The organism is Chryseobacterium sp. MP_3.2 (assembly GCF_035984805.1).
Lineage (GTDB): Bacteria > Bacteroidota > Bacteroidia > Flavobacteriales > Weeksellaceae > Kaistella.
In genome coordinates, this window is sequence record NZ_JAXCHW010000012.1 from 12,582 (window position 1) to 37,649 (window position 25,068).

Genomic DNA, 25,068 nt, shown 5'->3' on the forward strand with positions numbered 1-25,068 from the left:
TTAGTTTTTAGAATGAAAAAATTTTATGTTAACTCAACCCCGTGATTTTTCCGTTTTTATCAATGTGCATTCCTTCTGCAGAGGGAACATTCGGCAATCCCGGCATCCTCATCACATCGCCTAAAATCGGAATAAGAAAACCGGCGCCCGAGGCAAATTCAAACTCTCTCACCGTAATTTTAAAATCTACAGGTCGTCCAATTTTGGTGTCATCGTCGCTTAAAGATTTTTGAGTTTTAGCCATGCAAATCGGAACTTTATCAATTCCTAATTCATAAATGGTTTTAAGTTGGTTTTTTGCTTTTTGAGAATAAACCACACTTTCTGCTCCGTAAATTTCTCTTGCAATAGTTTCTATCTTATTTTCTACGGAATCATCAACTTGGTAAAGCGGTTTGAAATTATTGGTCATGGATTCCGCCGAACGGACGACTTCTTCTGCCAATTCCGTCATTCCAGCGCCTCCTTTCGTAAACTCTTCGGCTAAAATTGCTTTTACATTTAATTTCTCGCACTGAGCTTTAATGAAATTTATTTCTTCTTCCGCATCATTCGCAAATCGGTTGATCGCAACAATCGGATGCATCCCTAATTTAAAAGCATTCTCAATGTGTTTTGCTAGATTTTCGAATCCTTTTTCCAAGAAGGGCAAATTGGGAACTTGATATTCTGCTTTCGTCGCGCCCCCATGATAGCGCAAAGCCCGAACCGTTGCCACAATTACATACGCATCTGGTTTTATTTTTCCATAATAACATTTGATATGAAGAAATTTTTCTGCCCCTAAATCCGCCCCGAAACCAGCCTCCGTTACCACATAATCTGCTAAAGAAAGTCCAGCTTTTGTCGCGATAATTGAATTGGTTCCTTGTGCAATATTGGCGAAGGGTCCACCATGAAGAATAGCAGGATTGCCTTCTAAAGTTTGCACCAAATTGGGTTTGATGGCATCTCTGAGTAAAATCGCCATCGCATTCTCCGCTTTTAGATCCCGAGCAAAAATGGGTTTTCGCTCAAAAGTATATCCCACAAATATATTTCCCAACCGTTTCTTTAAATCTTCAAAATCAGTACTCAAACAGATAATCGCCATCACTTCACTTGCAGGCGTGATATTGAAACCATCTTCCCGTGTAATTCCGTTGGTGGGACCACCCAATCCAATAACAATATTCCGGAGGGACCGGTCATTCATATCCATCACTCTTTTCCACGTGATGGTTCTGGGATCTAAGTTGAGCGAGAATTTTTTATTCTGTAAGTTATTATCAATCAAAGCTGAGAGCAAATTGTTCGCTTTTTCGATAGCGGAAAAATCACCTGTAAAATGCAGGTTAATGTCTATCATGGGAATCAGTTGCGCATAACCACCACCTGCAGCACCACCTTTCATTCCGAATACGGGACCTAGAGAAGGTTCCCGCAAAACAGCGATGGATTTTTTTCCAATTTTATTCAGTCCGTCATTTAATCCCACAGAAACCGTAGTCTTTCCTTCGCCTGCCGGAGTTGGATTAATGGCGGTGACTAACACGAGTTTCGCAGATTTTACCTTTTCTTCGTCAATATAATGGAGCGGAATTTTTGCTTTGTATTTTCCATAATATTCCAAATCATCTTCTGCAATTCCAATTTTTTCGGCAATCTTTTTGATGTGAAGAAGCGTTGCAGATTCTGCAATTTCTAGGTCAGTAGGGAAACTCATAATAATCTTATTTCTAATGCAATCAAATGTAGGAATTTTCTATTTTGAAATACCACTTCCATAAATGTTATTAATCATTTCCACTATTTTCTCTAGTCATAAAAAAGTAAAACTCAATTCAAAATGCGGTAAAAAATCCGTATTTTTGTAAAATTCCGAAAATTCAAAATTTCGGTGTATTATTAAATGAAGGATTCTAAAGAATATATAGAAGTTTACGGTGCTCGTGAACACAATCTCAAAAATATTGACGTAAAAATTCCGCGAAATGAGTTGGTTGTGATTACTGGACTATCCGGTAGTGGCAAATCTTCTTTGGCTTTTGATACCATTTTTGCAGAAGGGCAAAGGCGCTACATTGAAACATTTTCTGCCTATGCAAGACAGTTTTTGGGCGGTTTAGAAAGACCAGATGTTGATAAAATCGACGGACTTTCTCCTGTAATCGCCATCGAACAAAAAACGACGAATAAAAATCCTCGTTCCACCGTTGGAACCGTAACAGAACTCTATGATTTCTTGCGTCTTTTGTTCGCGCGTGTTTCGGATGCCTATTCCCTCAACTCTGGAAAAAAATTGGTGAGCTACACCGAAGATCAAATTCTGGAGACCATCAAAGAAAATTTTAAAGGTGAAAAAGTCATGTTGATGGCTCCCGTGATTCGCTCCAGAAAAGGACATTATCATGAACTTTTTATTCAAATGGCGAAGAAAGGGTATGGACAAGCCAGAATTGATGGGGAGTTGCAGGACATTGAATATGATTTAAAATTAGATCGTTATAAAACTCATGATATTGATGTAGTGATTGACCGCTGGATTATCGGGGAGAATGCTTCAGAAAATCGCATGGAGAAATCCCTTCGAACCGCCATGCAAATGGGTGAAGGCACCGTTGGTATTCAAAAATTAGGAAGTACAGACATTGAATATTTCTCTAAAAATTTAATGGATGCGGAAAGTGGCCAGTCTTTAGCTTTGCCCGAACCGAATACTTTTTCCTTCAATTCCCCCAAAGGAAGCTGTCAGAATTGCAAAGGTTTAGGCACCATCAAAAAAGTGAATACTGATTATTTTGTAGAAAATAAAAAACTTTCTATCAACCAGGGCGCATTATTGCCTTTGGAAGATATTAAATCCAACAAATGGATTCTGGCACAAATCAAAAATATTCTCGAAATTTTTGGTCTTGGATTGGGAACTTCCATGAAAGATATTCCCGAAGAAGCTTTGGAATATATTTACCACGGCTGCCACAAAGAATTCAACAAAGATTTAAAGTACGCCGGAATAACGAAAAAAATCAAGGTCAATTTCGATGGTTTAGTGCCGATGATTAATGAAATGATCGAGGATAAAGAAAGTTACGACGCCATTTTACTGGAAAGGCATTTCACGACTGAAGAAATGTGTCCAGTTTGTAAAGGAGCACGATTGCAGCAATCTAGTTTAAGTTTTAAAATTGACGGAAAAAATATCGCGGAAATCAACGGATTGCCACTTTCTGAATTGAAAATATGGTTAAATGAAGTAGAAGATACTTTCAGCCCGAAAAATAAAATCATTGCTCACGAAATTTTAAAAGAAATTAAAACCAGACTTCAATTTTTATTGGATGTTGGTTTGGAATATTTGAGTTTAAGCCGTAGTTCCAGAACGCTTTCTGGTGGTGAATCTCAACGAATTCGTTTGGCAACACAAATCGGTTCGCAGTTAGTGAACGTACTCTATATTTTAGATGAACCTTCCATTGGCTTGCACCAAAGAGACAATGAAAGATTGATTGCTTCTCTAAAAAATCTGCGCGATATTGGAAATTCTGTCATCGTGGTGGAGCATGACAAAGACATGATCATGCAAGCGGATGAGGTTTTGGATATTGGTCCCAGAGCTGGAAAATTTGGGGGCGAAATTCTGTGGCAGGGAAAACCGAAAGATTTATTAAATGCCGATACGATTACGGCAGATTATATCACCGGAAAACGCAAAATTGAAATTCCTGAAACGAGAAGAGAAGGAAACGGAAAATCCATTATTTTAAAAGGCGCGACTGGAAATAATTTAAAAAATGTGAACCTCGAAATTCCTTTGGGAAAATTAGTCGTTGTCACCGGAATTTCTGGAAGTGGAAAATCTTCTTTGATCAATGGAACTTTGTATCCGATCCTAAATAGGCATTTTTACCGGAGCGTAAAAGATCCATTACCCTACAAAAAAATTGAGGGAATTGATAATATTGACAAAATTGTAGATGTTGATCAAACGCCGATTGGTAGAACGCCGCGTTCTAATCCTGCGACCTACACAGGAATGTTTACGGATATTCGGAATTTATTTGCCGAACTTCCGGAGTCCAAAATTAGAGGATATAAAGCAGGAAGATTTTCTTTTAATGTAAAAGGTGGAAGGTGTGAAACTTGTCAAGGTGGAGGTTTGAAGGTCATTGAAATGAATTTTTTACCCGATGTTTATGTGCATTGCGAAACTTGTAACGGAAAAAGATTCAATCGCGAAACATTAGAAGTTCGCTACAAAGGAAAATCAATTTCCGATGTTTTGGAAATGACCATTGATGAAGCCACAGAATTTTTTCAGCCCATTCCGAAAATTTATTCCCGTGTGAAAACCATGCAGGATGTCGGTTTAGGATATATTACAATGGGTCAGCAATCCACTACCTTGAGTGGTGGTGAAGCACAAAGAATAAAATTAGCTACAGAACTTGCCAAGAGACAAACCGGAAATACGCTTTACATTCTAGACGAACCCACCACAGGTTTGCATTTTGAAGATGTAAAAGTATTGATGGAAGCGATAACGAAATTGGTGGATTTAGGAAATTCTTTCATTATCATTGAACACAATTTAGATGTCATCAAACTGGCGGATCATATTATTGATATTGGTCCCGAAGGTGGAAATGGCGGTGGAGAAATTATTGTAAAAGGAACACCAGAAGTGGTAGCGAAATCTAAGAAAAGTTTAACCGCGAAGTTTCTGAAAAGAGAATTGGAGTAAAATTCCCCTCCTTAAAAAGAGGAGTGTCAAAAAAATTTAAAAAAAATTTTGACGGGGTGTTTTCAAATTGTTTTATTTTTGTATCGTTAATTTTTTGAATAGGTAGAATTAAAAAAAGTACCATGAACTATGAATTAACCAATATTGATGGCATAACAATTTACAGAACCAAACCGAAAGCATTGCCCGCAAACAAAGACTTGAAACAAAGAGCGCGGGATTTGCGAAAAGCAGGCGTTCTTTCAGAAGTTCTTTTTTGGATGCAGGTAAAAAACGGAAATTTCTACGGAATCGATTTTGATCGGCAAAGAGTGATTGGAAATTACATCGTAGATTTCTACGTGAAATCATTGGATTTAGTGATAGAAATTGATGGCTCTAGCCACGATGAGAAAGCAGAATATGATGATACTAGACAAAAATATTTAGAAGAATTGGGCTTGAAAGTATATAGAATTGAAGATTACAACATCAAAAATTATTTGGCTCAATCAATTGAAAAGTTGAAAGAATTTATCCTTTTAAATTTCAGTATTCCCTCTTCATAATATTTTTAATTTTTAAAAGGTCTTTAAATCAAGTACAATTTATTTAATAATTTCAAAAACACCCCCTCCGCAAGCGGACACCCCTCTTTAAAAAGAGGGGAATTTGAAAAGCAATAGATAACTTAACTAACTAGAAAGTTCTTAGCCTCATGGTTATTAATTATTTCACTTAAAATTAAACAAAATGAACTATCAAATCCGAGAAATGACTCCAGATGACGGAGAACAGGTTATTGAAATTTTTCAAGAAGGAATTGAAGGTGGAAATTCCACCTTCGATGATTCTGCGCCAACTTGGGAAGGATGGGATGAGAAATATTTTAAAATCTGCCGCTATATTTTAGAAGATGAGAAGGAGGAGGTTTTAGGTTGGGCAGCTTTGCAACCCATTAGCAATCGTGATTGTTTTAAAGGCGTCGCGGAAGTGAGTATCTATATGAAAAATTCGTCCCAAGGCAAAGGGTTCGGTTCTATGCTTTTACAAAAATTAATTTTGGGAAGTGAGGAACATGATTTCTGGACATTGCAGGCCGGGATTTTTCCCGAAAATGAAGCCAGTATTTGGGTTCACCAAAAATTAGGTTTTAGAACCGTCGGCAATCGCGAAAAAATTGGTCAGATGAAAGGCATTTGGCGAGATATTATTTTATTAGAAAGACGCAGTAAAGTCGCGGGAATTTAATTCTTAACATCTTTTTCTAAAATTTAATTTCCCGTAATTTTATATTTAATTCAATTTTAAACTTTTAAAAAGTTCATCTCATATTTCCTCTCAATGCCAAAAGAATTTCTCTTTCAAGTTTCGCCAGAAGTTGCTGCCAATGAAGAATTGCTCGCTAAGCAAGTCGCGAAATTTTGTAAAATAAATCTGGAAGACATTCAGAAAGTCGTGGTTCTGAAAAGATCTTTTGATGCGCGGCAAAAATCCATCAAAGTCAATTTAAAAGGCCATGTCTATTTAATGGACGAAGCTTTTCATCCCAATAAACATGACCTTCCAAATTATCCCAATGTTGAACATCGGCAAGAAGTAATTGTCGTGGGAGCGGGTCCCGCAGGATTATTTGCAGCCTTGCAATTGATAGAATTGGGATTAAAACCCATCGTCATTGAAAGAGGTAAAGATGTTCGCGGACGCAGAAGAGATTTAAAAGCCATTAATTTAGAAGGCATTGTGAATGAAGATTCCAATTATTGTTTCGGGGAAGGTGGCGCTGGAACTTATTCTGATGGTAAGTTATATACGCGATCCAAAAAACGGGGTGATATTGATCGAATTCTCGAACTTTTTGTAGGTTTCGGAGCCACGCCAGATATTATGGTCGAAGCACATCCGCACATTGGAACCAATAAATTACCTCAAATTATTCAAGACATTCGTAATAAAATCATCGAGTGTGGGGGGCAAGTTTTATTTGAAACGCGCGTTACTGATTTTGTGGTTAAAAACAGTGGAATAGCGGGAGTTGTATTGCAAAATGGGACTACAATTTCTGCCAATAAAGTGATTCTCGCCACTGGACATTCTGCCCGGGATATTTTCGAATTGCTCCACCAAAAAAACATCCTCATTGAAGCAAAACCTTTTGCTTTAGGGGTTAGAGCGGAGCATCCACAACAATTAATTGATAAGATTCAGTATTCCTGTGATTACCGCGGAGAATTTTTGCCACCTGCACCGTATTCTGTGGTTAAACAAGTTAATGGTCGCGGAATTTATTCATTTTGTATGTGTCCCGGCGGAGTGATCGCGCCGTGTGCAACAAGTCCGGGAGAAGTGGTAACGAATGGTTGGTCTCCTTCTAAAAGAGATCAAGCCACCGCAAATTCAGGAATTGTAATTGAATTGAAATTAGAAGATTTTAAACCTTTTCAAAAATTTGGACCTTTGGCGGGAATGGAATTTCAAAAATCCATTGAGCAAAAAGCCTGGACTTTAGCGGGAGAAACGCAAAAAGTTCCGGCGCAGAGAATGCTGGATTTTACGCAAAATAAAATTTCTCAAAATATTCCCAAGACCTCTTATGTTCCTGGAACCACTTCGGTAGAAATGGGTCAGGTTTTCCCAGAGTTTCTAAGCCAGATTTTGAGAGAAGGATTTATGCAGTTTGAAAGATCAATGAAAGGATATCTTACAAATGATGCAATTTTACATGCGCCAGAAAGCAGAACTTCGTCTCCAGTTCGCATTCCGCGAGATTCAAATTCTCTGGAACATCGTCAAATTAAAGGACTGTATCCATGTGGCGAAGGCGCAGGTTATGCCGGTGGAATTATTTCTGCAGCCATAGACGGCGAAAAATGTGCATTGAAAGTAGCGGAAAGTTTAAAATAAACTAAATCTAATTTCCTTGTTAAAGTCTTTTTTAAATTTTTTTGTAAAGTTGATCGGCTGACATTCTTTCGTTAAAAGGAACAACAGAGCTGGAGGAATTTGAAAGTGAAGTGGGCAAGTCATGTTTACATTTTATAGTTTGGCACCAACATTGACTACTAGCTTATAACTTTAAAATTTAAAAAAATGAAAAATATACTTAAAATCATGTTCGTGACTGGGTTGGCTGTTACCTTAACGTCATGTGGTGCAATGAGTGATCCTTATGGAACACAAAACACTAGAAATTATCCAAATGATGGCCGTGTGTATAGAACCGGGGATGGAACAGTATACCGTCAAGGTGATGTCTACAGAGATACGAATGGAAATGTTTATGAAGACGGTAGAATCATTCGAAGAGGTGATGTTTACGGTCAGCCAGGAATTTTAGGAAGAAACGGAAATCAAGAGGTTTATTATCCTAATAATAATCAACGAAGACTCCCACCCGGACAAGCTAAAAAGATCTATGGGGGAAATGCGAAAGATTATGCTCCAGGTCAGGTTAAGAAAAGAAATAACCGATATGGAAATGATAGGAGATATGAAAATGATGAAGATAACCGTAAAAGAGGTGAAAATGATGACAACCGCGGATTTCGGGACCAAGATGACAAAGGCAACAAAAAGTTGAAACAAAAAAGCAACAACGGCAAACGTAAAGACTAAATAAAAAAGGCGGGAAATATTTCCCGCCTTTTTTCTTTCAACTTTACTAACTACTACTTATCAATTGAGCCCAAAACTTTTTGTGCAAAAGAATTGAGAGCATCTCTTTCCACCATTCCATTTTTCACATTCGCGTGTACTTCTAGAGCGCCGCAAATATTGGTAATTAACTCTCCGGCAACATTCAAATCTTCTTCCGTAGTCCCACGGAATTCTGAAAATGCTTCTAAAACTTCTAGAGTTTTTTCTAAATTTTCTGGAGTTTGCGTTTGGTAGAATTGTCTGATTATAGGAAGTTTCATTTAATATAATTCTTTAAATAAGTTAATAAAACTTTCAGCTTGATTAGTCTGCACCTGATTCACCAATTCCCCATTTTTAAAAATGGCAAACGTGGGCAAGTTATCAACTTTCGCTAATTTTCTGCTTTCTGGCAATTTTTCTGCATCTACATAATAGAAGGGAATCTCTTCATTTTCCGCTGCCAATTTTTTAAATTTTGGTTTCATAATTCTGCAGTTTCCACACCAAGTAGCGCCATATTGAACGACAACTTTTTCATTATCTGCAACCAATTGTTGCAGCGTATCTTCCGTTAATTCTGTGTACATTTTTACTTTCTTTATTTCTGGCTTGTTGCAAGGTATTCTGCAGTAGAAACTCGATCTGCTTTCATTGCCTCTTTTCCTTCTTCCCAGTTTGCAGGACAAACTTCGCCATGTTTTTGGACGTGCGTATACGCATCGATCATTCTTAAGAATTCTTTTACATTTCTTCCTAAAGGCATATCATTTACTGATTCATGGAATATTTTTCCTTCTTCATCAATTAAGTACGTTGCTCTGTAAGTAACATTGGAACCTGTATAGATTTCATTTCCTTCTTCATCAAAATCAAAATCCTGATCAACGATTCCTAAAATATTAGATAATTGTCTATGCGTATCTGCAAGAATTGGATAGGTAATACCTTCTATTCCGCCTTGATCTTTCGGCGTATTTAACCAAGCAAAGTGAACCTCATTCGTGTCACAAGATGCTCCTATAATTTTTGTGTTTCTTTTCTCAAATTCTCCCATCGCCTCTTGAAAAGCGTGTAATTCTGTAGGGCAAACGAAAGTAAAATCCTTTGGATACCAAAATAATATAATCTTGGATTGGTTGGTAACCGCTTCTTGTAAAACGTTGATTTTTAAATCATCACCCATGTCGCTCATTGCATCTACGGTAATATTTGGGAATTTTTTTCCTACTAAAGACATAATTTGTTTGTTTTATTATTAGATGGTGCAAAAGTAATAAGTTTTAGTTTGCTAAAAAACCAATACTGATTTATATTGTCTATCAAATGAAATTAAGAGGTTTAATCGGAGTCAGGAGTGTTTCAAGTTTTATTGAGGAGAAAACTTTCAATGATGAGGCGGCTTTTTTGTCGATTACAAAACGGTACATCATTAATGAAGATATTTCGTAAATTGACCCAACCAAATTATAACCATGAAAAAAATTTTCATCATTCTACTTGTCGCTTTTATATTGATACAATTTTTCAGGATTGATCAAAATAATCCAGCCCCAACCCCGACAATGGATTTTCTCACCATTAAAAATACGCCAGAAAGTACCGCTGCTTTAATCCGCACTGGGTGCTATGATTGCCACAGTAATGAATCAAAGTATCCATGGTACGCCAATGTTCAGCCCGTAGCATGGTTTCTAAAAGATCATATTGAGGAAGCGCGTAAAAAATTGAACTTTTCCACATTCGCGACCTATTTACCAAAAAGACAGGCGCATAAATTATATGAAGCGTCCGAAGTTTTGGAGAATGGCGAGATGCCATTGGATTCTTATGTTTTGGGTCACCCCGAAGCTGATTTCAGTCCGGAACAAAAGGAGCAACTCATCAAATATTTTAAAATGTTAGAAAGTGATACGCGTTTAATGAACAATTTACCGCCAGAAGGAAAATAAGATTTCTTTGGTGGAAATTTTATTAAAGAAACACCTAATAACCAAATTAATTAGCAATGACCGATTCCTCAAAATATTACGTTTTTTACGATGGCGATTGCGGCTTCTGCAATCACTGGGTTCAGTGGATTCTGGAAAATGATAAAAAAGATCAATTCCTCTTTTCCTCTTTGCAATCCGATTTTGGCCAACAATTTCTTAATGAAAGAGGGTTGGAAAATAAAGTATTCAGTACCCTCTATCTTTGGAAACCAGGCTCGTTTTATATGATTAAATCCCAAGCAGCGCTTGCTATTGCCAGAACGCTGGGAGGCAAGTTTGGTTTACTTGGTCATCTTAATTTTATTCCTACTTTTATTTCAGATTTTGTCTATGGAATTGTGGCGGCCAACAGAACGAAACTGGCGGCAGGAAAATGCTTTTTACCAAGTCCGGAACAACGGAAAAAATTTATCGAGTAGTAATCCAGATTTTAGGAGAGCGCTATCTTGCGTGAGGGCGTAGGTGGGAGCCGAAGACCGACCTGAGCGGCTGCAAAATTAATTGGTGCGAAAGCACTGATTAATTAGAATCGGAAAGGGGCACGCCAAAAAAATAAAACTACACTTAATTTAAACCTCATACAAATTCTTATATTTGCAAACATGGAGTATAACACAGAAAGAACTCATTTACATATGCCGGAATACGGCAGAATTATACAGCAGTTGGTAGAGCGCTGCAAAGAGCTTGCTGAAAAAGAAGAACGGAACGAAATGGCGGTTGCAATCGTAGATTTTATGGGGCAAAGAAACCCCCAACTTCGGGATGAAGAGAATTACAAACACAAGCTTTGGGACCATTTATTTATTTTGGCCAACTATAATTTGGATATTGATTCACCGTATCCAATCCCGACGGAAGAAGAAATGCAGCAGAAACCTAAAAGAATGGAATATCCAAAATTACAGGGTGATTTTAAATTCTACGGAAAAAGTATCTTGCAGTTAATTGACCGAGCGATTGAATTAGAAGCGGGTGACGAAAAAGATGCCCTTATTCAGGTGATTGCCAATAATATGAAAAAATCTTACAACGTGTACAACAAAGAACATGTTCAAGATGAGGTTATATTTCGGCACCTGAAAGATTTATCAGAAAATCGTCTGGATCTTACCGTTCTAGATTCCTTGGAGAAAAGTAAAATTTATTACGCGACCAATCGCAATAATAAAGGCAACGGGAAGAATCCACAAAACTTCAATAATCCTAATAATCAAAATAAAAGAAGAACTTTTCAAAACAATAAAAACCGAAAGTAAAAGATGAATGGAGTATTTGAAATCAGCGGAGGAAAAAAATTACACGGTGAAATAACGCCGCAAGGTGCAAAGAATGAAGCTTTACAGATTCTCTGTGCCGTTTTGTTAACAGATGAAGAAGTTCGGGTAAAAAATATTCCAGACATTCATGATGTGAATCGTCTCATCGAAATTTTAGGTGATTTCGGCGTGAAGATTACAAAAAACGCCCATGGCGATTATACCTTTAAAGCCGATTCCATTAATTTTGACTACATCAAATCACCAGAATTTAAAAAAGACGGCGCCAAATTAAGAGGTTCCATTATGTTACTCGGTCCTATGTTGGCCAGATTTGGGGAAGCCTATATGCCAACTCCGGGCGGTGATAAAATTGGAAGACGCCGTTTAGATACGCATTTTCAAGGGTTGGTGGAATTAGGAGCAACTTTTCATTATGACGAAAATGAGTTTTTTTATTCTTTAATAGCAAAGGAACTTCGCGGTAAATTTATTTTATTAGAAGAAGCTTCTGTGACCGGAACTGCAAATATTGTAATGGCTGCCGTTTTAGCCAAAGGAAAAACGAGAATTTATAACGCGGCGTGCGAACCGTACTTGCAACAGCTTTGCAAAATGCTCAACAGAATGGGCGCGCAAATTACGGGTATCGGTTCTAATCTTTTAACCATTGAAGGAGTGGCGCATTTAAATGGTACAGAACATACGATGCTTCCAGATATGGTAGAAATCGGTTCCTGGATTGGCCTTGCTGCCATGACGAAATCTGAAATCACCATAAAAAACGTCAACTGGAAAGAATTAGGAGTAATTCCAAATACCTTTAAGAAATTAGGAATTCAATTAGAACAGCGTGGCGATGATATTTACATCCCTGCTCAAGAAAATTATAAAATTCAGAAATTTATAGACGGTTCTATCCTTACCATTTCAGATGCGCCGTGGCCTGGATTTACGCCAGATTTGCTCTCCATTATTTTGGTGGTGGCAACGCAGGCGAAAGGAACAGTGCTGGTTCATCAGAAAATGTTCGAATCCCGTTTATTCTTCGTGGATAAATTGATTGATATGGGCGCGCAAATTATTTTATGTGATCCGCACAGAGCTACGGTTGTTGGGTTAAACCATGAATATCCGTTGCGTGGAACCACTATGATTTCTCCGGATATCAGAGCAGGAAATGCTTTGTTGATTGCGGCGCTCTCCGCAGAAGGTAAATCTACCATACATAATATTGAACAGATTGATCGCGGTTACGAAAACATTGATGGACGCCTAAAAGCTTTAGGAGCAGATATTACCAGGATTTAATTTTAAAAATCTAAAGAAACCATTAAGCCATTTCATTTTTTGAAGTGGCTTTTATTTTAGGAGCCAGAAGAGTTTCGCTTCTTTTAAAAATCAGACCCGCTGTCCACTTTATCTTTCGCTTCATCTTGGCGTGTCTTGAGCCTGTCGAAAGATTCCGCAAAAGGATGCCGTTTCCATCGCGGCTAATAGTTTGGTCAGTTTTTTATATATTTGATTTTAACTAAAATCCGAAGTTTTTCACACCTCTCCATTAATATTTTGTTGGATTTGTCAGACTAACGAAGCCATTTAAACAGGTAATCTAATCTAAAAAACCAGAAAATATGAAATTCATTTTTTACAATTTATTTATTATTCTCGGAACACTTACAAGTTGTACATTGGTACCTACTTACACTGATCCCATTCCAATACACGATCAATTTACCATCAACTCTAAAAAAGTTGGCGAAACAAGAATTATCAATGTCTGGACACCACCAGATTACAAAACCAACACAGATGCTCTACCCGTAATGTATATGGCAGACGGCGGAATTAAAGATGAAGATTTTCCACACATTGCCAATACACTTGCAGAACTCGTGAAGACCAAAAAAATTCCGCCTACTATTTTGGTTGGAATTGCAAATACACAGCGCAGAAAAGATTTAACAGGACCAACGGAAATTGAAAAGGACAAGGAAATTGCACCTCTTGTGGGTGGTTCTGAAAAGTTTAGCGCCTTTATAAAAGAAGAGTTATTCCCAGAAATAAACAAAAGATATAGAACAACTAATGAAAAAAGTATCATTGGCGAATCTTTATCCGGTCTTTTTGTGGTGGAGGTTTTTTTACTAACCCCAGAAATGTTTGATAATTATATTGCGTTTGACCCTTCTCTCTGGTGGAATGATCAGTATTTGGTAAAAACTGCGAAGGAGCACTTCGAAAAACTTTCAGCAAGTGAGAAGCGACTTTGGTTTGCAGGTTCAGCAGACATGTCTGAAACTGTTGGCAAACTTTCTGATATTTTAAAAGTTGAAGATCTACCAAATCTAAAATGGAAATATTCTCCAGAACCTAAAGAAAAGCATAGTACAATTTTTAGAGGCACGAAAGAAAAAGCCATTATTTGGACTTTAAATAAGTCAAAATAGAAGCAGAACGCAATTCGACTGCTTTAAGTAATTTTGTTTTCATCTGAAAATCCTTGTGAAATTAATTGTTGCAAAGTTAAATTATGACACTCAACGATAAATAGGGGAATCATTGCGGCCATTCCAAAACACAGCTTCAAATTAAGTTCAATACCAACTCCAAATCAACTATTCTTTAGATGAAATCCTTTCAAGATTCCCGCATCAATATTGCCAAACTCACCGCACTTTGGGGCGTAAGCGAAAGCGGATTGGGTAGTTTTTTACATGCCTTAAAAATCCCTTTTAGTGGCTTATTATTGGGCAGTTTTGCCGTAATAATTGTAACGTTTATCGCCTTAAATTCTGATAAAAAATTTAAAACCATCCTTCAGGCGACGCTTTTGGTAATTTTAATCAAAGCCATTGCAAGTCCGCATTCTCCAATCACAGCATATGTTGCAGTTTTGTTCCAAGGATTTATTGGCGCCTTGATTTATCAAATATTTGGAGTCCATAAAATTTCTGCTATCATGTTCGGCGTCGTGGCGCTCTTAGAATCTGCTTTGCAAAAATTATTGATGATGGTCTTGGTTTTTGGGGCGAATATTTGGGTAGCTTTTCAGGAGTTTTTTGCGGGTATTGCTAAGCAATTTCAAATAAAATCCTTGGAAGAAATCCCCTTTGTTTTGGTCAGCGGATATGTTTTTATTTATTTCATCGTCGGTATTATTGCGGGTTTAGCTGCATTAAAACTGCCTAAAATATTACACGAAGAATACCATAAAATCGATATTAAAAACTTGCCGAAACCCGAAGAATTTACGCTGTCTAAAAGGCAGAAAAATAAAACCAAAATACTCACTTTTGGAATTATTTTGTTGTTCATCACTTCCGTATTTATGTTTTCCGGTTCTTTTAATAAAGCAATCTACAGTATTTTACGCACGTTTGCCGCGCTCGGTATTCTCTATTTTGTAGTTGCGCCCCTTTTCAAATATTTTTTGAATCAATGGAAAGCCAAACAAGAATCGAGATTGAATAAACCTTTGAAAGAAGTTTTAGAATTTTTGCCGCAATACAGAAATCATGCGAAGATTGCATTTAAATTGACAGAATATGAAACATCAATTTTGAGAAAGCTGATTCAGTTTGTAGTTATCTGGATGTCTTTATCTTTATATCATGAAGAAGGAATTGAAAACTAAAATTTTTATATTTTCCGGTAAAATTGGCGCGGGTAAAACTACTTTGCTGAAAAATTGGATGGCTGAAAACGAAAATAGGACTGGATTTCTTTCTCCCAAAATAGAGGGGAAAAGATATTTCGAGAATATAGAAATTGGGGAACAACAATTGTTGGAAGTTAAAAATTCTTCTTTAAAAATTGGCAAATATTCCTTCGATCCCATTGTTTTTACTTGGGCTGAAAGTGAACTTTTGAATCAAATAAACGCTCAGAAAGAATGGTTGATCATTGACGAAATTGGACCTTTAGAAATAAGAAAAAAGCAGGGTTTTTATAAGTTGATTTTAAAAATAATTGCCAATCAAACTTCGCTCAAGCCCAAAATTATTTTCGTAGTCCGTGATTTTATGGTAGCAGAATTTATGGAACAATACCATTTTCAAAATATGAAAATTTTGGCAAAAGAGTTTTTTACTACTGAAAGCAAATTTCCAGATTTACTAGGAATCACCCTTTGCGGTGGCGAAAGCAAAAGAATGAAAACTGACAAAGCGCTTTTAAAATACACTGGAAAACCCCAATGGAAAGTTGTTGCCGAATTATTAAAGCCCTTTTGTGAAGAAGTTGTAATTTCAATTAATGAAAAGCAAGAAGAATTGTGGGCGAAAAAAAAGCGCGCTCAATTTATTGTTGACGATAAAAAATTTCAGAATCACGGTCCAATTTCTGGTATTTTAAGTGTCATCGAAAAATACCCCAATCAAGGATTGATGATCGCAGGAACAGATTTTCCTTTTTTAAAAATGGAACAGCTCATCCAATTGAATAATGAAAGAAGTCCAAATTATGAAGCTGTTTGCTTTGAGAAAGATGGTTTTCTGCAGCCCTTAGTTTCCATTTTAGAAAAGGAAGCAATTGAAAAGCTGAAACAATTTTTCGAAGAAAGAAATGATTCTTTGCGGAAATTTTTAGGGGAAATAAAAACCAAGAAAATAGTAGTGGACGGAGGAAATTTTTTAGACAATATTAATACAGAAGAAGATTATTTAAAATTACGCCATGATTAAAGAATTTCAAATTCATAAAATAGCAGATTTTGGCGGAGAAGAATTTGAGATATCCGACAATTTGGCGATTGAGAAACCTTTGGAAATTGCAGTGAAATCAGGAAGTTCTGGAGAAAAAAATTCCGTCTCCGTCACCATGCGAACGCCAGAAAATGATGAAGAATTGGCGGTTGGTTTCTTATTTACTGAAGGTATTATTTTCTCAAAGCAGAATTTAAACAATCCTGTTTCTTCCCAAATAGAAGACCATAAAATTACCGTCAACTTTTCGAACGACTTTAATCCAGATCTTCAAAAACTGAAAAGAAATTTTTACACCACAAGCAGTTGTGGCGTGTGTGGTAAAGAAAGTATTGAAGCCATCAAACAAGTTTGTAGAATTCCCATCGAAGAATTAAGCGAACCGCTAAATGTAAATATCCTCTTTTCGCTTTCCGAAAAATTGCGTCTTCAACAAAAAACCTTTGAATCTACAGGCGGCATTCATGCTTCAGCACTATTTGATTTGGAAGGAAATTTATTGAATCTTCGGGAAGATGTGGGAAGACACAACGCCTTGGATAAATTAATTGGCGCCGAACTTCTAAAAACCACAGAAAATGATTTTTTTTTAAAAGATAGAATCGTACTTCTCAGCGGACGTGCAAGTTTTGAACTCATTCAGAAATGTGCAATGGCAGGAGTTCCCATCATTTGTGCCATCGGTGCACCGAGTTCTTTGGCGGTAGAAACTGCAGAAAATTTTGGAATTACTTTAGTCGGTTTTTTAAAAAACGGAAATGCCAATATTTATTGTGGCGCAGATAAAATCAACCTTAAAAACGGAAGCAATGAAAATTAGAATAAAAGGAAACAGCGTCAGATTACGACTCACAAAAACGGATGTTCAAAATCTCAAAGACAAGGGAATCGTAGAAGAAAAGACCAACTTAGGAACGGAAGAAATTTTCAAATATTCCTTGGTTGTTGATGAAAATGTTTCAGCTCTTTCCGCTGAATTTCAAGCCAATAAAATCACCGTTTTGTTATCTAAGACAGAAGCAGAAATTCTCACGGAAACCGATGAAATTACCATTGAAGGAATTCAAGATAATGGCGAGGAAAAGGGATTATTCCTACTGGTAGAAAAAGATCTGCAATGTTTAGACACCACCTCTGAGGATCAATCAGATATGTACGAAAATACCAAAATGCACTGCTAATAATTTTGTAACTTCCTTGAAATTTTTATCGTGTCAGAAAATAACAACCATAATCATCCAAGCGCAGAAAATCCTGAAAAATTTTCGAAAATAAAAGTTTCAGAACGAGAAACATATGCTGGAGGAACTCCTGCGGTTTTGGTTTCTGCACAGCATATCTTAGAATCCATGGATGCTGTGCGTGGATTTACGGCTTTAAATCAGCTCAATACTTTCCACGGTTATGATTGTCCGGGTTGTGCATGGCCTGATCCTGATGATGAAAGAAGTCCCGTCGCCGAATATTGTGAGAATGGCGCAAAAGCCGTGGCGGAAGAAGCAACAACCGATGTAATTTGGGAAGATTTTTTCGCCCTTCATTCGGTAGAAAAATTATCGCAATGGGATGACTATCATCTCGGTAAAAGCGGTAGAATTGGTCGCCCCATGTATTTGGCGGAAAATGCAACGCATTACGAACCGATTTCTTGGAAAAGTGCTTTCGGAAAAATTGCAGAAAAATTGAATGCTTTAGAAACCCCCGATGAAGCCATCTTTTATACAAGCGGAAGAACAAGCAATGAAGCCGCTTTTCTGTACCAACTGTTTGTGCGGGAATTTGGCACCAACAATATGCCGGATTGCAGCAATATGTGCCATGAAAGCAGCGGTGTTGCTTTAGATGAAACCGTAGGAATCGGAAAAGGTTCTGTGAAACTGGAAGATCTTTATGAAGCCGAAGCAATTATTATTATGGGTCAAAATCCCGGCACCAATCATCCAAGAATGCTTTCTGCCTTAAAGAAAGCCCGAGAAAATGACGCGATGATTATTGCAGTAAATCCTTTCAAAGAAGCCGGCTTAGAGCGTTTCAGCGATCCACAGTCTATTAAAGGTATTTTGGGTGGCAAAACTCAGATTGCCACAGATTATCTTCAGGTGAAAATTAATGGTGATTTGGCTTTGATGCAGGTACTTGCTTACTATTGGTTTCAGTTTGAAAACGAAAATCCCGGTAAAGTTTTAGACCAAAAATTCATTACCGAAGAAACGCACGGTTTCGAGGCCTTTAAAAAACATATTTTAGCGCAGAATGTGGACGAGTTATCGCGAATGTGCGGTATTCCCTTACACGAAATTAAAGAAATTGCAGATAAACTAAAGTTTAAAAATAAAATCATTATTTGCTGGGCAATGGGTTTAACGCAGCATAAAAATTCTGTAATCACCATCAAAGAAGCGGTTAACCTTTTATTGATGAAAGGCAGCATCGGCAAACCTGGCGCGGGAACTTGTCCCGTTCGTGGTCATAGTAATGTTCAGGGAGACAGAACCATGGGAATTTATGAAAAACCATGGGACTGGCTATTAGAAAATTTAGAAAAAACCTATGGATTTGTTCCGCCCAAAGAATACGGACATGATGTGGTAGATTCCATTGAAGCCATGCATAAAGAAGAGTGCAAGATATTTTTTGCCATGGGTGGTAATTTTTTGAGTGCGACACCAGATACCAAATATACCGCGGAAGCTCTGCGCAACTGTGACCTCACTGTTCAAGTTTCAACGAAATTGAATCGCAGTCATCTCGTCACCGGTAAAGAAGCCCTCATTTTACCGACTTACGGACGAAGCGACATTGACATGCAAAATGGCGAAGCACAATTCGTGACCTGCGAAAATTCTATGGGCGTCATCCAAAAAAGCCAAGGAAATCTTCAGCCTGTAAGCAAACAATTGATGAGTGAAGTGGCCATAATCTGCCATTTAGCCCAGGAAGTTTTAAAGGGGAAAACAAAAATTAACTGGACCTCTTTTCATATAAATTATGATTTGATCCGTGAAGATATTGAAAAAGTGATTCCAGGATTTGATCAATACAATGAGCGTGTACGAAAAGACGGCGGTTTTTATTTACCAAATTCTGCGCGTGAAGGCAAATTTAAAACGGACACTTCAAAAGCTAATTTCAGCGTCTCCATTGCAGATGTGCCGGAAGTGAAAGAAAACGAATTGCTCATGATGACCGTTCGAAGTCATGATCAGTACAATACCACCATTTATGGCATGAATGATCGCTACCGTGGAATTAAAAATGAGCGTCGCGTTATTTTCATGAATGAAAAGGACATGGAAAAGCGAGGTTTAAACAAATTAGACGTGGTGGATTTATACAATTTCCATGGTGGAAAAGAGCGTGTAGCCCGCAAATTTTTGGTTATTCCATATTCCGTTCCAGAGCAGTGTTGCGCCACTTATTTCCCCGAAACCAATGTCTTGGTGCCCATTAAATCCGTTGCGGACGAAAGCAATACACCCACAAGTAAATCAGTGGTCATTGAGGTAAGAAAATCGAATTAGGAATAACGAACTGAAATAAAATTTTATTGAAAAGGAGCAAGCAGATTTTAGCTTCTTTTGAAAACTCGTTCCCGCTTTCCGCTGTATCTTTTTGTGTAATTGCGAGCACGTTCATTGCGGGGAACGGAGCAATCTCATGCAATTACAAAAAAGGATGTCGCTGCAATCGAGGCTAGAAGTTTGGTGAGTTTTTCTCTTTGATAAATTAGCAAAAAAGTCACTGCGTATTTTTAATATTTCAACTGTCGAAAAAGAAATCAATTCGCAGTTATAATCCTTGCAAAACTATATGGGCAGCTGGTAAGAATTCGTTTATGATTTAAAATACTTGCGTACTTTTGAGAGTTAGTGGCCAGCATATCGGACGAGACAATAAACAGAAGACAACAATGAGAATAGCATTTTTAATAGTAGTAGTTCTTCACGGACTAATCCACTTGCTTGGATTTGTAAAAGGTTTTGGATTTAAGGAAGTGAAGGAATTGACTCTTCCTATATCTAAATCTATTGGGTTTGTTTGGCTGACAGCAACAGCTCTCTTTTTGACTTATGGCATTTTGTATATAGTTAATTCGAAATATGCTTGCTTCGTTGGACTTGTAGCAGTTGTAATTTCTCAAATTCTTGTCATTATGTTTTGGAAAGATGCTAAGTTCGCCACAATTGCCAACCTAATTATTTTACTAGTTTCTGTGGTTAGTTTAGGTTCTTATTTATTGAAAGTTGAGTTTGCTGATAGAGTAAAATATGATTTCTCACACAACAAAGCCCTTTCAACCGAAATATTGACTGAAAACGACATTTCTAATTTGCCTGTTGTTGTTCAAAAATATCTTCGTTATACCAAATCGGTAGGACAACCAAAAGTGAAAAATTTCAGGGCAGAGTTTGTGGGAAGAATGCGTGGTAAACCCCAAGATAAATATATGATATTGCAATCGGTTCAGTATAACTTTTACCAAAAGCCATCACGTTACTTTTTTATGGAAGCTAGTAAAATGGGCTTACCGGCAACAGGACTGCATTTATATCAAAATGAAACGGCAACTTTTCAAGTCAAAATGTTGAATTGGCTGAAAGTGGTTGATGCCAAAGGCGATAAAATGAATCAGGCTGAAACCGTTACACTTTTTAACGATATGTGTTTTATTGCTCCTGCGACCTTAATTGACAGAAGAATCACTTGGGAAACTATCAATGACACTTCTGTAAAAGGCATTTTTAAAAATGGAAATATCAGCATAAGTGCTGTTCTCTATTTCAACGACGAAGGTGAATTGACAAACTTCATAAGCAATGACCGCTATGAAACTGACGGAAAACAATACAATAGTTATCCTTGGGCAACACCTGTTGAAGATTACCGAATGGTAAACGGATACTATTTGCCAAGCAAAGCAAAACTGATTTATCAGAAACCCGAAGGCGATTTTACTTATGGTGAATTGGAATACAAAAGTGTGAGGTATAACCTGAAAAATATCGAAGATTAAAAATGAAGACACAACCAATGGAAGTTTAGTTTTTCAAATCAAATTTTGTGGTAAAAATCCCACCCTTCGGGGAGCCACAAAACGTCAGGCTGTGAAAAAACTCAACTTCTCAATATTTTTCTAAGAAAATCAGTCTTCCAACCCTCAATAAACACGTTTTAAGACCAGCTGTTTTTTAGGCTGCAATTGATAATCTAGTTTCTAAAGTGGCGATATAATGCTTAAAATACGTCACTTTAAAAACAAAACGCACCTTCGCTTTGTAAGGTGATTTCCAGTTCTTCAATTTGGCAATTAATTCCGCAACGCCCAGAATATTCATCGCACGTTTGATGTTGTAAACCAACATTATCAAGCTATGTTCGCCATTTACTTTCTCCAATCCCGTTAAATTCGTATGGTTGTAACCCCATTGTCGCTTAATAGTTCCAAAAATATGCTCGTTAATCTCTTGTCGTTTTCGATATAATTGCGCATTGGCTTGGTAGCGCTGGTTGTTTTCTGCAACGGCATCGGCATATTCACTTCGGTCTATTTCTCTGCCGCCTGTTCTGCTCGTGCAAAGTGATTTTACAGAACATTCTTTGCAAGCGGGAGTTCGGTATTTTTTTGAACTCATAACTGTCTCTATCGCGCGTTTTCTTGTGCCACCGTCCTGTCGTTTTCAATATTTGACCTTCTGGGCAAGTGTAACTATCTTCTTCTTTATTGTAAATGAATTTGGAAACAAAATAATCTGGCTGTGTGCCATTTTCATTGCTCTTTCCTTGTTCGGGATGCGCAACAATTGTGGTGATGTTTGCCGATTTACATTGGTCGATTTCCCGTCCGTTGTGATAGCCTTTATCGACTAAAGCAGTAAACGTTTCAACGCCTAAATTTTCCTTCGCTTCAATTGCAATAGCGCTCAAAGCGTTACGATCATTACGATTAATGGTGTGTGTAGCCACGACCAAATTGTGTTTATCATCAACAGCTGCCTGAATATTATAACTCACTTCTACCACTTGTCCCTGAACCAAAAGCGCTCTGGAATCTTCATCGGTCGTACTGATTTGAGGTTCGCCACTCGCTTTTAATTTTTCTACTAAGACTTCGTAGCGAAGTTTATTCTTCTTTAACCGCTCTATTTTTTCTTGAATATTAGTGATTGTAGTGCTATTTTCAAGTTGGTCATTCTGAGCCAATTCATCAAGGTATTGCTGTGTTTTCTCTTCAATGTAAGCTAAGTGTTTATCAATTTTCTTCTGATTAAAATTGGCTTTCCTGCTGTTGTGTGCTCTGCTTTTAGTAACGTCAATGGCGATGGTTTCTCCTGCAACTAGATCGGCATCTTTCAAAAAAGAAACAAAGACTTTGAACAGCATTTTTAAACCCGCAGGATTGTTTTTTCTAAAATCAGAAATGCTGTGGTAATTGGGTACAAGTCCAAATAAAAGCCATTGCAGTTCAATATTTCGCACGCACTCTCTTTCGAGTTTCCGGGAACTTCGAAGACCATTGAGATAACCATACAAATAGATTTTGAGAAATGTTTTCGTATTAAAACTCGGTCGTCCTTCCGGTTTGAGCGTTTGCAGTACAAAACCTAATGCCTTTAAATCGATATTCTCCACAAAAGCATCTACAAATCGAACTGAATTATCTTCAGAAATCGAATCTTCTAAACTCGTAAAAACCATTTGATTGCGGGCGATTCCGGTGATGTGTTGCATTATTAAATATACGAATTTGCTTCCGTATTATTGAAATAAATTCGCTATTTTTGAATGTAATAAACGGAGGTTTTTTCACAGACTGACGTTAGCGGTAATACTACAGACACGGCACAACACGACTAAAATGAGAATTTAAATTGACGGACTTGAAAATAAAATTTAGACTTGAAAAGTGGCATTTCTATTTACTTAGTTTAGTTCTAATAAATTTTGGGACAGGGCTAATTACAGGGTATAGACTAAATCAAAACTTGACATTCATTCTAAAAGTAATTTTATACTTGACTGGACTGATTATGTTTTTGAAGACACTAAGACCATTTAAGAAAACAGCTATTTATTATTCGTTTTATGCAATCTCAGTTGTTTTGACAGGACTTTTCTTTTTATTCGGGGGTATTTTCCTAGCAATTTTATCTTCACTTGTATTATTTCCAATTGTTCCAAAACAGACAGAATATAAAACTGAGACAATAAAAATTTATGACAGATTTCAAGGTTTTATGGCTCGTTGTTGCTCATATGAAGTAGTAGAACCTAAACTATATATTTTTGAAAAACACTTAGGTTACATAAACATTGAAAAGCCTATTGACGTTGACAAGGACGAATTTAATTTTAAAAACAATAAGATTACTTATAAGTACGAATTGAATAATGACGGACAAACAACAACAGCTAGTGACACGACTGAAATACTTGATTTTGAATAGAAGTACTACCGCTAACAGCACCTACAAAAAATTGGCGGTTCAGTGCTCCGCAGACACATTTGTGGTTAATCAAACATTGGTTCTCCGCATCAAGTTTTGTGGTGAAAATCGCCAACTTCTTGTAGCTGCAATCCGTTGTGCGTCAGTTTGGCGAAACGCAGAAAATCTGTAGAAAATATCATATATAAATAATGAAAATAATTTTAACCTTTTTATTGATTATACTTTTTACGGCTTGTTCGGAAAATCAACTGAAATTGGATGAATATGAAAAATATCCAATGAAATTCATTAAAAAGAAAGTAGACTATCCAAATAATGATTTTGAAATTTATATACCTTATCGATGGAATTGGAAAGTAGAAAATTATGAAAGCGTTGACGAAATAATTTTAGGAATCGACGCTGTTTCAAAAGCCGACGAAAAAAATTTTGTTAATGTAATTTCAATTCAAAAATCTTATGGCTTTTCAAATCAAAAGAATATTGAAAATGAATATTCAACTTTACTTAAAATTCAAAAAAATAAGCCAAACTTAAAGCTAATTGAATATGGAAAGACAAAAATATTTAAAAATGTAACATATTTTATTCATTCAAAATCAAATACTGGAAAATATGGCGAAATTGAATTGATAACAATGATTACAAAAAGTAAATCAGACAATAGTTTTTATTATTTAACAGCTTCCGCATCTAGAACAGATAAATTGACGGAGAATATGTCTATAATGGTACAATGTTTAAGAACATTCAAAGAGAAAGAGAAAGAGAAATTAAAAAAATAAAACCGAACGCACAACAGCGGTTTCAAGAAATGGCGAGAAATGTGGTAAATTCACGTTTTTCTTTCGCAAGAAATATTTTCTTAGTGGAAAATATGCGGTTACGAAGTTCGCCACTTCTTGAAGCCGCGAAACGTCAGGCTGTGAAAAAACTCAACTTCTCAGTATTTTTCTAAGAAAATCAGTCTTCCAACCCTCAATAAACACGTTTTAAGATCAGCTGTTTTTTAGGCTGCAATTGATAATCTAGTTTCTAAAGTGGCGATATAATGCTTAAAATACGTCACTTTAAAAACAAAACACATCTTCGCTTTGTAAGGCGACTTCCAGTTTTTCAATTTGGCAATTAATTCCTGAACTCCCAGAATGTTCATCGCACGTTTGATGTTGTAAACCAACATTATCAAACTATGTTCGCCATTTACTTTCTCCAATCCCGTTAAATTCGTATGGTTGTAACCCCATTGTCGCTTAATAGTTCCAAAAATATGTTCATTGATCTCCTGCCTCTTGCGGTACAATTGTGCGTTCGCCTGGTAAC

Annotated in this window: 26 protein-coding genes; 19 read left to right on the forward strand and 7 right to left on the reverse strand. The window is 36.8% G+C overall.

Features of this window, described 5'->3' with window-relative positions; genetic code table 11:
• Positions 1–28 precede the first annotated feature (28 nt).
• Positions 29–1,705, reverse strand: coding sequence for a formate--tetrahydrofolate ligase (locus RCH13_RS12450; RefSeq protein WP_326987570.1), 1,677 nt, complete (start codon positions 1,703–1,705; stop codon positions 29–31).
• 186 nt (positions 1,706–1,891) lie between these two features.
• Here RCH13_RS12450 and uvrA point away from each other — a divergent pair, with 186 nt between their 5' ends.
• The 5 genes from uvrA (at position 1,892) to RCH13_RS12475 (ending at position 8,317) form a co-directional block, all read left to right on the forward strand.
• Complete coding sequence (uvrA, locus tag RCH13_RS12455) at positions 1,892–4,723, forward strand: excinuclease ABC subunit UvrA (protein WP_326987571.1); 2,832 nt, start codon at positions 1,892–1,894, stop codon at positions 4,721–4,723.
• A gap of 122 nt (positions 4,724–4,845) precedes the next feature.
• Positions 4,846–5,271, forward strand: a complete 426-nt coding sequence (locus tag RCH13_RS12460) for an endonuclease domain-containing protein (RefSeq protein WP_326987572.1) — start codon at positions 4,846–4,848, stop codon at positions 5,269–5,271.
• Positions 5,272–5,455: 184 nt separating this feature from the next.
• Positions 5,456–5,953: a GNAT family N-acetyltransferase gene (locus RCH13_RS12465; protein ID WP_326987573.1), complete on the forward strand. Its 498-nt coding sequence runs from the start codon at positions 5,456–5,458 to the stop codon at positions 5,951–5,953.
• Positions 5,954–6,046: 93 nt separating this feature from the next.
• Positions 6,047–7,606, forward strand: a complete 1,560-nt coding sequence (locus RCH13_RS12470; RefSeq protein ID WP_326987574.1) for an NAD(P)/FAD-dependent oxidoreductase — start codon at positions 6,047–6,049, stop codon at positions 7,604–7,606.
• A gap of 186 nt (positions 7,607–7,792) precedes the next feature.
• The gene (locus RCH13_RS12475; protein ID WP_326987575.1) at positions 7,793–8,317 is read left to right on the forward strand and encodes a hypothetical protein; all 525 of its coding nucleotides are present in this window, start codon (positions 7,793–7,795) and stop codon (positions 8,315–8,317) included.
• Positions 8,318–8,370: 53 nt separating this feature from the next.
• Here the strand turns inward: RCH13_RS12475 and RCH13_RS12480 are convergent, their stop codons facing one another.
• From RCH13_RS12480 to RCH13_RS12490, 3 genes are read right to left on the reverse strand one after another with little or no spacing between them, the layout of a single operon-like run.
• Complete coding sequence (locus RCH13_RS12480) at positions 8,371–8,619, reverse strand: DUF6952 family protein (protein ID WP_326987576.1); 249 nt, start codon at positions 8,617–8,619, stop codon at positions 8,371–8,373.
• Entirely contained in the window at positions 8,620–8,928 is a 309-nt protein-coding gene (locus RCH13_RS12485) for a thioredoxin family protein (protein WP_326987577.1), read from the reverse strand.
• An 11-nt stretch (positions 8,929–8,939) separates the two neighbouring features.
• Positions 8,940–9,578 (reverse strand): peroxiredoxin, encoded by a 639-nt coding sequence (locus RCH13_RS12490; protein WP_326987578.1) that lies wholly within the window; start codon positions 9,576–9,578, stop codon positions 8,940–8,942.
• 235 nt (positions 9,579–9,813) lie between these two features.
• Between RCH13_RS12490 and RCH13_RS12495 the strand changes: the two genes are divergently transcribed.
• From RCH13_RS12495 to RCH13_RS12545, 11 genes are all read left to right on the forward strand, one after another.
• Positions 9,814–10,290, forward strand: a complete 477-nt coding sequence (locus tag RCH13_RS12495) for a heme-binding domain-containing protein (RefSeq protein WP_326987579.1) — start codon at positions 9,814–9,816, stop codon at positions 10,288–10,290.
• Between the two features lie 56 nt (positions 10,291–10,346).
• Entirely contained in the window at positions 10,347–10,751 is a 405-nt protein-coding gene (locus RCH13_RS12500) for a thiol-disulfide oxidoreductase DCC family protein (protein ID WP_326987580.1), read from the forward strand.
• A 183-nt stretch (positions 10,752–10,934) separates the two neighbouring features.
• Positions 10,935–11,591, forward strand: coding sequence for a DUF4290 domain-containing protein (locus RCH13_RS12505; RefSeq protein WP_326987581.1), 657 nt, complete (start codon positions 10,935–10,937; stop codon positions 11,589–11,591).
• A 3-nt stretch (positions 11,592–11,594) separates the two neighbouring features.
• Positions 11,595–12,902 carry a UDP-N-acetylglucosamine 1-carboxyvinyltransferase gene (gene murA, locus RCH13_RS12510; RefSeq protein ID WP_326987582.1) on the forward strand — a complete coding sequence of 436 codons (1,308 nt, stop codon included), beginning with the start codon at positions 11,595–11,597 and terminating at the stop codon, positions 12,900–12,902.
• A 323-nt stretch (positions 12,903–13,225) separates the two neighbouring features.
• Positions 13,226–14,041 carry an alpha/beta hydrolase gene (locus tag RCH13_RS12515; RefSeq protein WP_326987583.1) on the forward strand — a complete coding sequence of 272 codons (816 nt, stop codon included), beginning with the start codon at positions 13,226–13,228 and terminating at the stop codon, positions 14,039–14,041.
• 179 nt (positions 14,042–14,220) lie between these two features.
• Positions 14,221–15,228, forward strand: coding sequence for a hypothetical protein (locus tag RCH13_RS12520; RefSeq protein ID WP_326987584.1), 1,008 nt, complete (start codon positions 14,221–14,223; stop codon positions 15,226–15,228).
• Positions 15,206–16,276 (forward strand): NTP transferase domain-containing protein, encoded by a 1,071-nt coding sequence (locus RCH13_RS12525; RefSeq protein ID WP_326987585.1) that lies wholly within the window; start codon positions 15,206–15,208, stop codon positions 16,274–16,276. Before RCH13_RS12520 ends, RCH13_RS12525 begins: the two co-directional genes overlap by 23 nt.
• Positions 16,269–17,117, forward strand: a complete 849-nt coding sequence (gene fdhD / locus RCH13_RS12530) for a formate dehydrogenase accessory sulfurtransferase FdhD (protein WP_326987586.1) — start codon at positions 16,269–16,271, stop codon at positions 17,115–17,117. The genes RCH13_RS12525 and fdhD overlap by 8 nt, the downstream gene beginning before the upstream one ends.
• Positions 17,107–17,478, forward strand: a complete 372-nt coding sequence (locus RCH13_RS12535) for a DUF7009 family protein (RefSeq protein WP_326987587.1) — start codon at positions 17,107–17,109, stop codon at positions 17,476–17,478. Before fdhD ends, RCH13_RS12535 begins: the two co-directional genes overlap by 11 nt.
• A gap of 30 nt (positions 17,479–17,508) precedes the next feature.
• Complete coding sequence (locus RCH13_RS12540; protein ID WP_326987588.1) at positions 17,509–19,818, forward strand: FdhF/YdeP family oxidoreductase; 2,310 nt, start codon at positions 17,509–17,511, stop codon at positions 19,816–19,818.
• A 389-nt stretch (positions 19,819–20,207) separates the two neighbouring features.
• The gene (locus RCH13_RS12545) at positions 20,208–21,311 is read left to right on the forward strand and encodes a DUF6544 family protein (RefSeq protein ID WP_326987589.1); all 1,104 of its coding nucleotides are present in this window, start codon (positions 20,208–20,210) and stop codon (positions 21,309–21,311) included.
• Between the two features lie 175 nt (positions 21,312–21,486).
• Here RCH13_RS12545 and RCH13_RS12550 read toward each other — a convergent pair whose 3' ends face one another.
• Both RCH13_RS12550 and RCH13_RS12555 read right to left on the reverse strand, forming a co-directional pair.
• Complete coding sequence (locus tag RCH13_RS12550; protein WP_326987590.1) at positions 21,487–21,930, reverse strand: transposase; 444 nt, start codon at positions 21,928–21,930, stop codon at positions 21,487–21,489.
• Positions 21,833–23,026, reverse strand: coding sequence for a transposase (locus RCH13_RS12555; protein WP_326987591.1), 1,194 nt, complete (start codon positions 23,024–23,026; stop codon positions 21,833–21,835). Before RCH13_RS12555 ends, RCH13_RS12550 begins: the two co-directional genes overlap by 98 nt.
• A 149-nt stretch (positions 23,027–23,175) precedes the next feature.
• Between RCH13_RS12555 and RCH13_RS12560 the strand changes: the two genes are divergently transcribed.
• The 3 genes from RCH13_RS12560 to RCH13_RS12570 are packed head-to-tail and all read left to right on the forward strand — an operon-like array spanning position 23,176 to position 24,530.
• Positions 23,176–23,742, forward strand: coding sequence for a hypothetical protein (locus tag RCH13_RS12560; protein ID WP_326987592.1), 567 nt, complete (start codon positions 23,176–23,178; stop codon positions 23,740–23,742).
• Positions 23,735–23,914, forward strand: a complete 180-nt coding sequence (locus RCH13_RS12565; RefSeq protein ID WP_326987593.1) for a hypothetical protein — start codon at positions 23,735–23,737, stop codon at positions 23,912–23,914. The genes RCH13_RS12560 and RCH13_RS12565 overlap by 8 nt, the downstream gene beginning before the upstream one ends.
• Before the next feature lie 19 nt (positions 23,915–23,933).
• On the forward strand, positions 23,934–24,530 hold the full coding sequence (locus tag RCH13_RS12570; protein ID WP_326987594.1) for a hypothetical protein: 597 nt from the start codon (positions 23,934–23,936) through the stop codon (positions 24,528–24,530).
• A 224-nt stretch (positions 24,531–24,754) separates the two neighbouring features.
• Here RCH13_RS12570 and RCH13_RS12575 read toward each other — a convergent pair whose 3' ends face one another.
• Positions 24,755–25,048, reverse strand: coding sequence for a transposase (locus RCH13_RS12575; RefSeq protein WP_326987595.1), 294 nt, complete (start codon positions 25,046–25,048; stop codon positions 24,755–24,757).
• Positions 25,049–25,068 lie beyond the last annotated feature (20 nt).

Coding starts and splice junctions, on each gene's coding strand:
- RCH13_RS12500 (WP_326987580.1), top strand. CDS start 10,347: ATGACCGATTCCTCAAAATATTACGTTTTTTACGATGGCGATTGCGGC.
- murA (WP_326987582.1), top strand. CDS start 11,595: ATGAATGGAGTATTTGAAATCAGCGGAGGAAAAAAATTACACGGTGAA.
- RCH13_RS12535 (WP_326987587.1), top strand. CDS start 17,107: ATGAAAATTAGAATAAAAGGAAACAGCGTCAGATTACGACTCACAAAA.
- RCH13_RS12495 (WP_326987579.1), top strand. CDS start 9,814: ATGAAAAAAATTTTCATCATTCTACTTGTCGCTTTTATATTGATACAA.
- RCH13_RS12470 (WP_326987574.1), top strand. CDS start 6,047: ATGCCAAAAGAATTTCTCTTTCAAGTTTCGCCAGAAGTTGCTGCCAAT.
- RCH13_RS12515 (WP_326987583.1), top strand. CDS start 13,226: ATGAAATTCATTTTTTACAATTTATTTATTATTCTCGGAACACTTACA.
- RCH13_RS12485 (WP_326987577.1), bottom strand. CDS start 8,928: ATGTACACAGAATTAACGGAAGATACGCTGCAACAATTGGTTGCAGAT.
- RCH13_RS12475 (WP_326987575.1), top strand. CDS start 7,793: ATGAAAAATATACTTAAAATCATGTTCGTGACTGGGTTGGCTGTTACC.
- RCH13_RS12480 (WP_326987576.1), bottom strand. CDS start 8,619: ATGAAACTTCCTATAATCAGACAATTCTACCAAACGCAAACTCCAGAA.
- fdhD (WP_326987586.1), top strand. CDS start 16,269: ATGATTAAAGAATTTCAAATTCATAAAATAGCAGATTTTGGCGGAGAA.
- RCH13_RS12555 (WP_326987591.1), bottom strand. CDS start 23,026: ATGCAACACATCACCGGAATCGCCCGCAATCAAATGGTTTTTACGAGT.
- RCH13_RS12570 (WP_326987594.1), top strand. CDS start 23,934: ATGAAAATAATTTTAACCTTTTTATTGATTATACTTTTTACGGCTTGT.
- RCH13_RS12460 (WP_326987572.1), top strand. CDS start 4,846: ATGAACTATGAATTAACCAATATTGATGGCATAACAATTTACAGAACC.
- RCH13_RS12465 (WP_326987573.1), top strand. CDS start 5,456: ATGAACTATCAAATCCGAGAAATGACTCCAGATGACGGAGAACAGGTT.
- RCH13_RS12490 (WP_326987578.1), bottom strand. CDS start 9,578: ATGTCTTTAGTAGGAAAAAAATTCCCAAATATTACCGTAGATGCAATG.
- RCH13_RS12545 (WP_326987589.1), top strand. CDS start 20,208: ATGAGAATAGCATTTTTAATAGTAGTAGTTCTTCACGGACTAATCCAC.
- RCH13_RS12520 (WP_326987584.1), top strand. CDS start 14,221: ATGAAATCCTTTCAAGATTCCCGCATCAATATTGCCAAACTCACCGCA.
- RCH13_RS12550 (WP_326987590.1), bottom strand. CDS start 21,930: ATGAGTTCAAAAAAATACCGAACTCCCGCTTGCAAAGAATGTTCTGTA.
- RCH13_RS12505 (WP_326987581.1), top strand. CDS start 10,935: ATGGAGTATAACACAGAAAGAACTCATTTACATATGCCGGAATACGGC.
- RCH13_RS12525 (WP_326987585.1), top strand. CDS start 15,206: ATGAAGAAGGAATTGAAAACTAAAATTTTTATATTTTCCGGTAAAATT.
- uvrA (WP_326987571.1), top strand. CDS start 1,892: ATGAAGGATTCTAAAGAATATATAGAAGTTTACGGTGCTCGTGAACAC.
- RCH13_RS12450 (WP_326987570.1), bottom strand. CDS start 1,705: ATGAGTTTCCCTACTGACCTAGAAATTGCAGAATCTGCAACGCTTCTT.